Origin of the sequence: Nonomuraea aridisoli (assembly GCF_003236395.1) — a bacterium.
GTDB lineage: Bacteria > Actinomycetota > Actinomycetes > Streptosporangiales > Streptosporangiaceae > Nonomuraea > Nonomuraea aridisoli.
In genome coordinates this window covers 1-9799 of sequence record NZ_POUD01000319.1, presented here as the reverse complement: position 1 = coordinate 9799, position 9799 = coordinate 1, and the positions used below count along the sequence as shown (strand labels likewise).

Here is a 9799-nt window from a genome sequence, read left to right as displayed (position 1 = left end):
CCACCCGGTGGTCGACGACGGCACCCCGGCCCCGGCCGGACGGCTGCGCAGCACCCCGCGCCCGCCGGAGGACTGACCGCGGCGACACATGGGAGGCCCGCCCGGGTGCACCCCGGGCGGGCCTTCGCTGCTTCACCCTCCGGGAACGGCTCCCGGGCGGGCCTCAAGCCGCGCACGAAGGGAGCAGGCCCCGGACGGGTCCTTTATCCCGCCTAGACCCTGCTGCCTCGCTTGAGCCCCGCGACCAGGCCCACGCCGACGATGGCGAGAACCACCTGCATCACGAGCTCGATCCAGTCGATGCCGGGCGTCGTCTGCACCCCCATCACCTGCGCGATCATCGTGCCGATGATGGCGGCGACGATGCCGACGACGACGGTGAGGATCCACCCGATGGCCTGCCTGCCGGGAAGCAGCAGACGACCGATTGCGCCAATCACGGCGCCAATCACGATGGCGCCAAGGATGGATTCGATGGTCATGACATGAAACCTCCCCGTGAGGGTGAGCGGTTCACTCTCACGAGGAGGTCGCTACCCGATCTACGGCGATTATGCGCGGATTTGACGAACGGCCAGGTCACCGCAGGTCAGACCTGCGTTCTCCCGGAACGACCACGCCCCATGCCCATGCGCGTCACGAGGAGCACACCGATGACCGCAAGGGCCAGCTGGAGAATGTGCTCGATCCAGTCGATCCCTCTCGTGTCGGCCCAGCCGGCCGCCTGCGCGATCAGCGTGCCGATGAGGGCGGCCACGATGCCGACGATGAGGGTCAGCCAGATGGACATGTTCTGCTTGCCGGGCACTATCAGCCGGGCCAGCGCGCCGACGATGGCGCCGATGACTATCGCGGAAACGATCGCGCCGATCATGTGCAGCTCCCCCCGAGACGTTCACATGTCGTGGGGATAACTACCCTCCGAGACGACAAACTACCCAAAAGGGAAGGCGGCGGTCCGTACCGCGCCAGTGACGAACCGCCGCCTCCGACTGGGCGGGCTTCGGGCGACGACCCGCCAGGACACCCTCACGTATCCCGACGTAGGACGCCCGGCTCTCAGGAAAGGTTGACCACGAGGGCGGTGGCGACCGCCGCGATGCCCTCTCCGCGGCCGGTCAGCCCCAGCCCGTCGGTCGTGGTGGCGGAGACGCTCACCGGCGCCCCCACAGCGGCGCTGAGCGCCTTCTCGGCCTCCGTACGGCGCGGCGCCAGCTTGGGCCGGTTGCCGATCACCTGGATGGCCACGTTGCCGATCTCGTAGCCGGCGGCGCGCACCTGGCGCGCGGTCTCCTCCAGCAGCGCGGCGCCCGAGGCGCCCGCCCAGCGCGGGTCGGCGGTGCCGAACAGCCCGCCGAGGTCGCCCAGGCCGGCGGCGGACAGCAGCGCGTCGCAGGCCGCGTGGGCGGCGGCGTCGCCGTCGGAGTGACCGTCGAGCCCGCCCTCGCCCGGCCAGTGCAGGCCGGCGAGGTGGAGCTCACGCCCGGAGGCGTCCGAAGCGAACGGGTGGACGTCGACACCGACGCCCACCCGGGGAAAATTCGTGTTCAGGAGTTGAGAACCTCGTCGAGCAGAGCCTCGGCCTTGTCCTCGTTGGTCTTCTCGGCGAGCGCGAGCTCGCTGACGAGGATCTGGCGCGCCTTGGCGAGCATGCGCTTCTCACCGGCGGACAGGCCGCGCTCACGGTCACGCCGCCACAGGTCGCGAACCACTTCGGCGACCTTGTTCACATCGCCCGAGGCGAGCTTCTCCAGATTGGCCTTGTAGCGACGAGACCAGTTAGTCGGCTCCTCGGTGTGCGGCATGCGAAGGACATCGAAAACCCGTTCAAGGCCTTCCTGGCCGACAACATCGCGCACGCCGACGAGTTCTGCGTTTTCGGCTGGCACCTGGACGGTAAGGTCGCCCTTGTCGACCTTGAGCACCAGGTAGGTCTTTTCCTCACCCTTGATGGATCGCGTCGTGATTGCTTCGATCCGAGCAGCCCCATGGTGGGGGTAGACGACAGTGTCGCCGACCTGGAAAGTCATGTGACAAGTACCCCTTCCGCTGTACTCCAGGGTACCACGCATCCACAGCCTCCCGGAACAGTGAAATCCTCATAACTGCAGGTCAAGGCCGCATATTGGGGCTTGACAAGCTCTCAACTCTATGAATCGCATTTGCGGACATAGCGAATGACCTGCGGGGGTGCGCATATGACCTTGGATTGGGGTGGATATGGTGGGCGCTGCACATCACGCACGCGCGACACCTGCGCAAGACCAAGGAGAACCCGCCCGTGACCAGCCGTCGCTGGATTGTCGTAGCCGCCGCGTTCTTGGCAGCCCCCGTGCTCGCGGGCTGCGGGGCTGGATTCGACGCCACCACCAACAAGCCGTACGCGCCGAACGAAGCCGGAGTCCTCATCGACAACGGCGCATACGGCAAGGGCGACATTCACATCCCCCAGGCGTTCATCCTCGGCCCCGACTCCGGGGCGCAGCTTCCCTGGCGCGGGTCGGCCCCGATCTACCTGAACATCCTCAACACCGCCGGCGCCGCCGACAGCCTCCAGGCCGTCACCGCGGCCGGCATGGGCACGGTGAAGCTCGCCAGCCCCATCCAGCTCCCGAGCAACCAGCTGGTCAACACCGGCAAGCCCACGCCCCAGGTCATGCTGGAGGCCATCCCCAAGAGCTTCAGGGGCGGCGAGAGCGTCAAGCTGGACCTCCAGTTCGCCAACGCCGGCACGATCTCCCTGCACGTCCCCGTGGTGACGCGCAGCCGCGAGTTCGCGGCCTACCCGGCCGCTCCCGGCGCCACCCCGGCTCCCACGCCCAGCGCGACGCCCTCGGCCCCGGCCGAGGAGAGTCACTGACGGCATGCGAAAACCCTTGTTCCGGTACGCCTGGCGCGTACCGGAACAAGGGTTTCTCACTCTTCGACGGCGTCGAACTTGTAGCCCAGGCCGCGCACGGTGAGGATGCAGCGCGGGTTGGACGGGTCTGACTCGATCTTGGCGCGCAGGCGCTTGACGTGGACGTCGAGCGTCTTGGTGTCGCCCACGTAGTCGGCGCCCCAGACCCGGTCGATGAGCTGTCCGCGGGTGAGCACGCGCCCGGCGTTGCGCAGCAGCACCTCCAGCAGCTCGAACTCCTTGAGCGGCAGCTGCACCTGCTCGCCGCGCACGGCGACGACGTGGCGGTCGACGTCCATGCGCACGGGGCCCACCGCGAGCACGGCCGTCTCCAGCTCCTCGGGCACGTCGCCCTGGCGGCGCAGCACGGCGCGGATGCGGGCGACCAGCTCACGCGAGGAGAACGGCTTGGTGACGTAGTCGTCGGCGCCGAGTTCGAGCCCCACGACCTTGTCGATCTCGCTGTCCTTGGCCGTCAGCATGATGACCGGGACCTTGGAGCGCTGCCGCAGCGAGCGGCACACCTCGGTGCCGGGCAGCCCCGGCAACATCAGGTCGAGCAGCACCAGGTCGGCGCCGTTGCGGTCGAACGTCTCCAGCGCCTCCGGGCCGGTCGCCGCGACCGACACCTCGAAGCCCTCCTTGCGCAGCATGTACGACAGCGCGTCGGAGAAGGACTCCTCGTCCTCGACGACCAGCACGCGGGTCATGAGTCCTCCTTGGCCGCGCTCCAGAGGGGGCGGGTTGCTTCATCGATCACGGAGCTGTCTCCAGGGGAATCGAAGGTTGTACGGGCACCGCCGTCCCGGCGAAGGCGGGCAGGCGGAGCGTGAAGGTGGAGCCGGAACCTTCCTTGCTCCAGACGGACACCTCGCCCGCGTGGGCGGCGGCGACGTGCTTGACGATGGCGAGCCCGAGCCCGGTGCCGCCGGTGGCCCGCGAGCGGGCGGCGTCGACGCGGAAGAAGCGCTCGAAGATGCGCTCCAGCGCCTCCTCCGGGATGCCGATGCCCTGGTCGCTGACGCTGATCTCCACCGAGTCGCCGGCCGGCCGCACGCTGACGACCACGCGGGTGTGCTCAGGACTGTACGCGACCGCGTTGTCGATCAGATTGCGGAGGGCGGTGACGAGCAGCTCGTCGTCGCCCCAGATGCGCAGACCCTCGGCGCCGCCGGTGACGAGCGTGATGTCCTTGGCGGCGGCCTTGGTGTTGCAGTGGTCGATGGCGTCCTGGACGGCCTCGTCGATCGAGACCTGCCCGGGGGTGGGGATGGGCTCGGCGCCCTGGATCCGGCTGAGGGTGATGAGGTCCTGGATGAGGTAGTTGAGCCGGGCGGCCTCGAGCTGCATGCGGCCGGCGAAGCGGCTGACGGCCTCGGGGTCGTCGGCGGCGTCCTGGATCGTCTCGGCCAGCAGGCTCATGGCGCCCACGGGGGTCTTCAGCTCGTGGCTGACGTTGGCGACGAAGTCGCGGCGTACGGCCTCGACGCGGCGGCGCTCGGTCTGGTCCTCGGCGAGCACGAGCACCTGGCCGTACGAGCCGAGGGGCGCCACGCGGACGGCGAAGTTGGTGGTCTCCTGGCCGAACTTGTGACCCGCGACGTCGATCTCGCTCTCGCGGATCTCGCCGTCGCGGCGTACCTGCCGGGCCAGGGCGAGCAGCTCGGCGGCCATCAGCCGGTCACCCTTGACGAGCCCGAACGCCCGCGCGGCCGAGCTGGCGCGCAGCACGCGGTCGTGGGCGTCGAGCACCACGGCCGAGGAGGGGAGGACGGCCAGCACGGAGGCGACGCCCTGCGGCAGCGCGGCGCCCGTCTCGACGCCGTCGTCCGTCGCGATGCGGCTCGGGGCCTCGATCTGGTTGCGGTAGAACAGGACCGCCAGCGCGCCCACCACGAACCCGGCCAGGGCCGCGAAGCTCATGGCCATCTCATTCATGCCTCCGATGGTAGGCGGCGTTCCCCCAGGACAGACCCCCTCATCAGGGGATGAACGCCGCTTTCCTGGAAAGTTCATCTTGCGGTTGGAGTTCGTTCATCGACGGGCCCGTACGGTGACGGCATGCGCGACGCGTACCATGAAGAACTTGATTCGCTGACCGACAAGCTGGTGGAGATGACCCGGCTGGTCCGGTCGGCCATCTCCCGTGCCACCACGGCGCTCCTCGACGCCGACCTGCAGCTCGCCGAGAGCGTCATCTCGCGGGACGAGGAGGTCAACGCGACGTTCGCCGACGTCGAGGCGTCCATCTTCGACCTGATGGCCAGGCAGCAGCCGGTGGCGGTGGACCTGCGCATGGTGATCACGGCGCTGCGCATGGGCACCGACCTGGAGCGCATGGGCGACCTCGCGGTGCACGTCGCCAAGGTGGCGCGGCTGCGTCACCCCGTCTCGGCGATCCCGCCGGAGCTGCGCTCGACCATCCTGGAGATGGGCCAGATCGCCGAGAACCTGGTCACCAAGGCCGGCAGCTGCGTGGCCTCGCGCGACGTCGAGTCAGCCATGGAGCTGGAGCAGGACGACGACGCGATGGACCGGCTGCACCGCAGGCTGTTCAGGAGCATCCTGAGCAAGGACTGGGAGCACGGCGTCGAGCCCGCGATCGACATCACGCTGGTGGGCCGCTACTACGAGCGCTACGCCGACCACGCCGTACGCGTCGCCCAGGACGTCGTCTACCTCGTGACGGGCTCCCGCCCCGGCTGATCGAGAGCGGGGCGCGCGTGCGGCGCGGCTGAGTCAGTTGGGGGACGGCGGGCCGGAGGTGCCGGGGCCGTCCCACGGGTTCGTGCCGAAGCGTCTGGCCTTGTCCACGCAGTCGGGGCAGACCGGCAGGTCCACGGACCTGGCGACGGCCTCGGGCGTGGCCGGGCGCAGCGAGCCGAGGGGCGTGAGGCCCGGCGGGAAGCCGGTCTCGGGATCGACCAGGAAGGTCACGACGTCCTTCGGGTCGTAGCTGAAGACGCGCTTGCACGCGTAGCAGCTGCCCGTCGTCTCGGCCCGCTCGTCCGGCATGTCCGTCAGCGGCCCTGGTTGGCGACGGCCTCGATGGCGGCCTTGGCGGCCTCGGGGTCGAGGTATCTCCCGCCGCGCACGATGGGCCGGTAGTGCTCGTCGAGGTCGTACACGAGCGGGATGCCCGTGGGGATGTTCAGGCCGGCGATCTCCTCGTCGCCGATGCCGTCGAGGTGCTTGACGAGCGCCCGCAGGGAGTTGCCGTGGGCGGCCACCAGCACCGTGCGGCCCGCCGCGAGGTCGGGGACGATCTCGTCGTACCAGTACGGCAGCATGCGCTCGACGACGTCCTTCAGGCACTCGGTGCGCGGCATGAGCTCCGGCGGCAGCGGGGCGTAGCGCCGGTCGCCGGCCTGGGAGTACTCGTCGTCGTCGGCGATCGGCGGCGGCGGCACGTCGTAGGAGCGGCGCCAGAGCATGAACTGCTCGTCGCCGAACTCCTCGCGGGTCTGCGCCTTGTTCTTGCCCTGCAGGGCGCCGTAGTGGCGCTCGTTCAGCCGCCAGCTGCGCTTGACCGGCAGCCACAGCAGGTCGGCCTCCTGCAGCGCCAGCTGGGCCGTCTGGATGGCCCGGGTGAGCAGGCTCGTGTGGACGACGTCCGGGCTCAGCCCGGCCTCCTGGAGGAGCTTGCCGCCGCGGCGCGCCTCGTCCTCGCCCTTGACCGACAGGCTGACGTCCACCCAGCCGGTGAACAGGCCCTTCGCGTTCCAGTCGCTCTCGCCATGCCTAAGCAGCACCAAAGTCGCCATGTCGCCAATCCTATGGTTCGGCGTGCGCGTCACCGGTCGGGGTCGGCGAAGCGGGCGAAGGCCCGCAGGTTGGCGAGCGACTCGCCGCGCTTGGCGCGCCAGGCCCACTCGCGCCGGATCGAGGAGGCGAACCCCAGCTCCAGCGCCCGGTCGAACCAGTCGTCGCTGTACGTCAGCACGCAGCCGAGCAGCCGGTCGACCTCCTGCTCGGTGACGGCGGCCAGCGGCACGCGGCCCACGAGGTAGACGTCGCCGACCGGGTCGAGCGAGAAGTGCACGCCGTACATCGAGCCGTTCTTGCCGAGCAGCCATCGGTAGAACTCGGTGTGGTTCTCGTCGGGCTGGCGGCAGAAGAACGCCTCGACGTGCAGCGCCCGCTCACCCACGATCAGCCAGGTCATGGTGGCGAGCTTGTGCTGCCCGGGCAGTTTGGCGAGGAACGCCCCGGGCCTCGGCTCCTCGTAGGAGACCTCCGCCGCCTTGAGCGCCGCTTCGACGACTTCGCGCATGCCGACAGGATAGGAGGTCACACGTTGACGGCCACGGGCACTTTGTGGAGGTTCGCGACGGCGCCCGCGTACACGTCCATGAGGCGCGCGGCGGTGGCCTGCCAGCCGAAGGCGGCGGCGTGCTCGCGGGCGCCCCGGGAGAGCTCCTCCCGCCAGCGCGGCGTGGTGACGAAACGGCGCAGCACGCGGGCCCACACGGCGGGGTCGTGGCCGTCCACGAGCACCCCGGATACCCCGTCGCGGACGGCGGTGCGCAGCCCGCCCACCGCGGCGGCCGCCACCGGCGTGCCGCACGCCTGCGACTCCAGCGCGACCAGCCCGAACGACTCGCTGTGGGACGGGACGACGGTGGCCGACGCGGCCCGGTACCAGTCGGCCAGCTCCTCCTGCGGGGCGGGCGGCACGAGCCGGAAGACGTCGGAGATGCCGAGCTCGGCGGCGAGCTCGGTGAGCAGCGAGGGCCGGGCCAGGCCGTTGCCCGACGGCCCGCCGACGCAGGCGACCACGAGGCGGCCGCGCAGGGACGGGTCGTCGGCGAGCATCCTCGCGGCGGCGCGCAGCAGCACGTCGGGGGCCTTGAGCGGCTGGATGCGGCCGACGAACAGCAGCAGGTGCGCGTCCCTGGGCAGGCCGAGGCGGCGGCGGGCGGCCAGCTGGGAGCCGGGCCGGAAGACGGAGAGGTTGACGCCGGGGTTGACGACGGCGACGCGGTCCTCGGCGGCGCCGTACAGGTCGATCAGCTCGCGGGCCTCGTCGGCGGTGTTGGCCACCAGGCGGTCGGCGACCGCGACGACCTGCTCCTCGCCGACCACGCGGGCCTGCGGCTCGGGCTTGTCGTCCCGGGCGAGCAGCAGGTTCTTGACCTTGGCCATGGTGTGCATGGTGTGCACGAGCGGCACGCCCCAGCGCTCCTTGGCCAGCCGGCCGACCTGTCCCGAGAGCCAGTAGTGGGAGTGGATGACGTCGTAGCGGCCGGGGTCGTACATCGCCTCGGTGCGCAGCACACCCGACAGGAACGCGCAGAGCTGGGCGGGCAGCTCGGCGCGGTCCAGCTCCTCGTACGGGCCCGCCGTGAGATGGCGGACGAGGACCCCTGGCGCGAGTTCGGCCACGGGCGGCAGGTCTCGGGCGGTGGCCCGGGTGAAGATCTCGACCTCCACGCCGAGCTGAGCCAGTCGTCTGGCGGACTCCACGATGTACACGTTCATGCCGCCGGCGTCGCCCGTTCCGGGCTGGTCCAGCGGCGATGTGTGCATGCTGATGGTCGCGACCCGGCTGACCCGTCGTCGCCTCACTCGACACCACCTCCGGACAATTGACAACTATTCCGATTTATTCGGCATTCCCGACAAGTAGTACCAATGGAGGGTAGAGGGCATTGTTATGTCCCCTCTCCTGGCACCTGCCCGGGGCTGGCAGGATGGGCGACATGCGGAAGACGGCTGTGGTGACCGGTGCGAGCAGCGGGATCGGGGAGGCGACCGCGCGTCGGCTCGCCGCCGAGGGCTTCGAGGTGGTGGCGGGCGCGCGGCGCCGCGACCGGCTCGACAGGCTGTCCTCGGAGGTTCCCTCGATCAGGCCGGTGACGCTCGACGTGACCTCCCAGGAGTCGGTGGACGCGCTCGCCTCCTCTCTCGAACGTTGTGACGTGCTGGTCAACAACGCCGGCGGCGCGCTCGGCATGGAGCCGGTGGCGGGGGGCGACGTCGGCGACTGGCAGGCGATGTACGACACGAACGTGCTCGGCTCCCTGCGCATGACCCGGGCGCTGCTGCCCGAACTCGTCGCGTCCGGCGACGGCGTGCTGGTCATGCTGACCTCGACGGCGGGGTTGTCGGCGTACGAGGGCGGGGGCGGCTACGTCGCGGCCAAGCACGCCCAGCGCTCGATGACCGAGACGCTCCGCCTGGAGCTGGTCGGCGAGCCGGTGCGGGTGGTCGAGATCGCCCCCGGCATGGTGAAGACCGAGGGCTTCGCGGTCACCCGGTTCCGGGGCGACGAGGAGCGGGCGGCCCAGGTGTACGAGGGCGTGCCGGGGCCGCTGAGCTCCGACGACGTGGCCGACGCGATCGTCTGGGCGGTGACGCGGCCCGCCCACGTCAACATCGACCGCATGGTCATCCGGCCGCGCGCCCAGGCCGCCCAGCACAAGGTGCACCGCGTACGTGACTAAACCGGTCGGCGCCATCACGCGCGGCACGACCGGGCACAACCGGCTGCGGCGCGCCGACCGCTGGATCGCGGCCGTGCACGCCCCGCTGCTGCGCTCGGTGGCGCGGCCGCTCGTGGTGGACCTGGGCTACGGCGCCTCGCCCGCCACGACGCTGGAGCTGTTCACCCGGCTGCGCCGGGTGGCGCCCGGCGTGGAGGTGGTCGGCATCGAGATCGACCCGGCGCGGGTGGCGGCGGCCAAGCCGTACGAGCGGGAGGGGCTGAGCTTCCGGCTGGGCGGGTTCGAGCTGCCGGTCCCGCGCCCACCGACGCTGGTACGGGCCTTCAACGTGCTGCGTCAGTACGCCGAGGCCGACGCGTGGCGGTACTGGGACGTGCTCACGGGCCGGCTGGCCCCCGGCGGCCTGCTGGTCGAGGGCACCTCGTCGGAGAACGGGCGGCGGGCGGTGTGGGTG

At 70.6% G+C, this 9799-nt stretch carries 14 protein-coding genes; 4 read left to right on the top strand and 10 right to left on the bottom strand.

What is annotated here, in order from left to right:
- Positions 1–212 precede the first annotated feature (212 nt).
- From C1J01_RS42075 to C1J01_RS42060, 4 genes are all read right to left on the bottom strand, one after another.
- A complete protein-coding gene (locus C1J01_RS42075) occupies positions 213–482 on the bottom strand; it encodes a GlsB/YeaQ/YmgE family stress response membrane protein (protein WP_111184632.1) in 270 nt (89 codons plus the stop codon).
- Between the two features lie 107 nt (positions 483–589).
- Positions 590–874 carry a GlsB/YeaQ/YmgE family stress response membrane protein gene (locus C1J01_RS42070; RefSeq protein ID WP_111184631.1) on the bottom strand — a complete coding sequence of 95 codons (285 nt, stop codon included), beginning with the start codon at positions 872–874 and terminating at the stop codon, positions 590–592.
- A gap of 185 nt (positions 875–1059) precedes the next feature.
- Positions 1060–1530, bottom strand: coding sequence for a 2-C-methyl-D-erythritol 2,4-cyclodiphosphate synthase (gene ispF / locus C1J01_RS42065; protein WP_111184630.1), 471 nt, complete (start codon positions 1528–1530; stop codon positions 1060–1062).
- A 17-nt stretch (positions 1531–1547) separates the two neighbouring features.
- Positions 1548–2030, bottom strand: coding sequence for a CarD family transcriptional regulator (locus C1J01_RS42060; protein WP_020544658.1), 483 nt, complete (start codon positions 2028–2030; stop codon positions 1548–1550).
- 179 nt (positions 2031–2209) lie between these two features.
- Between C1J01_RS42060 and C1J01_RS42055 the strand changes: the two genes are divergently transcribed.
- Positions 2210–2860, top strand: coding sequence for a copper chaperone PCu(A)C (locus tag C1J01_RS42055; protein WP_235855031.1), 651 nt, complete (start codon positions 2210–2212; stop codon positions 2858–2860).
- 56 nt (positions 2861–2916) lie between these two features.
- Here C1J01_RS42055 and C1J01_RS42050 read toward each other — a convergent pair whose 3' ends face one another.
- Together C1J01_RS42050 and C1J01_RS42045 are read right to left on the bottom strand one after the other, a co-directional pair.
- Positions 2917–3609: a winged helix-turn-helix domain-containing protein gene (locus tag C1J01_RS42050; RefSeq protein ID WP_111184628.1), complete on the bottom strand. Its 693-nt coding sequence runs from the start codon at positions 3607–3609 to the stop codon at positions 2917–2919.
- Between the two features lie 46 nt (positions 3610–3655).
- A complete protein-coding gene (locus C1J01_RS42045) occupies positions 3656–4828 on the bottom strand; it encodes a sensor histidine kinase (protein WP_111184627.1) in 1173 nt (390 codons plus the stop codon).
- 132 nt (positions 4829–4960) lie between these two features.
- Here C1J01_RS42045 and phoU point away from each other — a divergent pair, with 132 nt between their 5' ends.
- Entirely contained in the window at positions 4961–5605 is a 645-nt protein-coding gene (gene phoU, locus C1J01_RS42040; protein ID WP_111184626.1) for a phosphate signaling complex protein PhoU, read from the top strand.
- A gap of 33 nt (positions 5606–5638) precedes the next feature.
- Here phoU and C1J01_RS42035 read toward each other — a convergent pair whose 3' ends face one another.
- From C1J01_RS42035 to mshA, 4 genes are read right to left on the bottom strand one after another with little or no spacing between them, the layout of a single operon-like run.
- A complete protein-coding gene (locus tag C1J01_RS42035) occupies positions 5639–5914 on the bottom strand; it encodes a hypothetical protein (protein ID WP_111184625.1) in 276 nt (91 codons plus the stop codon).
- 5 nt (positions 5915–5919) lie between these two features.
- Positions 5920–6663 carry a phosphoglyceromutase gene (locus C1J01_RS42030; protein WP_111184624.1) on the bottom strand — a complete coding sequence of 248 codons (744 nt, stop codon included), beginning with the start codon at positions 6661–6663 and terminating at the stop codon, positions 5920–5922.
- Positions 6664–6692: 29 nt separating this feature from the next.
- Positions 6693–7172: a type III secretion system chaperone family protein gene (locus C1J01_RS42025; protein ID WP_111184633.1), complete on the bottom strand. Its 480-nt coding sequence runs from the start codon at positions 7170–7172 to the stop codon at positions 6693–6695.
- A gap of 17 nt (positions 7173–7189) precedes the next feature.
- Positions 7190–8428: a D-inositol-3-phosphate glycosyltransferase gene (mshA, locus tag C1J01_RS42020; protein WP_111184623.1), complete on the bottom strand. Its 1239-nt coding sequence runs from the start codon at positions 8426–8428 to the stop codon at positions 7190–7192.
- 173 nt (positions 8429–8601) lie between these two features.
- On the opposite strand from mshA, the gene C1J01_RS42015 reads away from it, so the two are divergent.
- Both C1J01_RS42015 and C1J01_RS42010 read left to right on the top strand, forming a co-directional pair.
- A complete protein-coding gene (locus C1J01_RS42015; RefSeq protein ID WP_111184622.1) occupies positions 8602–9345 on the top strand; it encodes an SDR family NAD(P)-dependent oxidoreductase in 744 nt (247 codons plus the stop codon).
- Positions 9338–9799: class I SAM-dependent methyltransferase (locus tag C1J01_RS42010; protein WP_500048300.1), on the top strand; the 462-nt coding region annotated here is incomplete at its 3' end. The genes C1J01_RS42015 and C1J01_RS42010, both read left to right, overlap by 8 nt.

What these genes read in the sequence shown, in the direction of transcription:
- C1J01_RS42075 (WP_111184632.1), bottom strand. Translation starts at nt 482, where the DNA reads ATGACCATCGAATCCATCCTTGGCGCCATCGTGATTGGCGCCGTGATT.
- C1J01_RS42070 (WP_111184631.1), bottom strand. Translation starts at nt 874, where the DNA reads ATGATCGGCGCGATCGTTTCCGCGATAGTCATCGGCGCCATCGTCGGC.
- C1J01_RS42060 (WP_020544658.1), bottom strand. Translation starts at nt 2,030, where the DNA reads ATGACTTTCCAGGTCGGCGACACTGTCGTCTACCCCCACCATGGGGCT.
- C1J01_RS42050 (WP_111184628.1), bottom strand. Translation starts at nt 3,609, where the DNA reads ATGACCCGCGTGCTGGTCGTCGAGGACGAGGAGTCCTTCTCCGACGCG.
- C1J01_RS42045 (WP_111184627.1), bottom strand. Translation starts at nt 4,828, where the DNA reads ATGGCCATGAGCTTCGCGGCCCTGGCCGGGTTCGTGGTGGGCGCGCTG.
- phoU (WP_111184626.1), top strand. Translation starts at nt 4,961, where the DNA reads ATGCGCGACGCGTACCATGAAGAACTTGATTCGCTGACCGACAAGCTG.
- C1J01_RS42035 (WP_111184625.1), bottom strand. Translation starts at nt 5,914, where the DNA reads ATGCCGGACGAGCGGGCCGAGACGACGGGCAGCTGCTACGCGTGCAAG.
- C1J01_RS42030 (WP_111184624.1), bottom strand. Translation starts at nt 6,663, where the DNA reads ATGGCGACTTTGGTGCTGCTTAGGCATGGCGAGAGCGACTGGAACGCG.
- C1J01_RS42025 (WP_111184633.1), bottom strand. Translation starts at nt 7,172, where the DNA reads ATGCGCGAAGTCGTCGAAGCGGCGCTCAAGGCGGCGGAGGTCTCCTAC.
- mshA (WP_111184623.1), bottom strand. Translation starts at nt 8,428, where the DNA reads ATGCACACATCGCCGCTGGACCAGCCCGGAACGGGCGACGCCGGCGGC.
- C1J01_RS42015 (WP_111184622.1), top strand. Translation starts at nt 8,602, where the DNA reads ATGCGGAAGACGGCTGTGGTGACCGGTGCGAGCAGCGGGATCGGGGAG.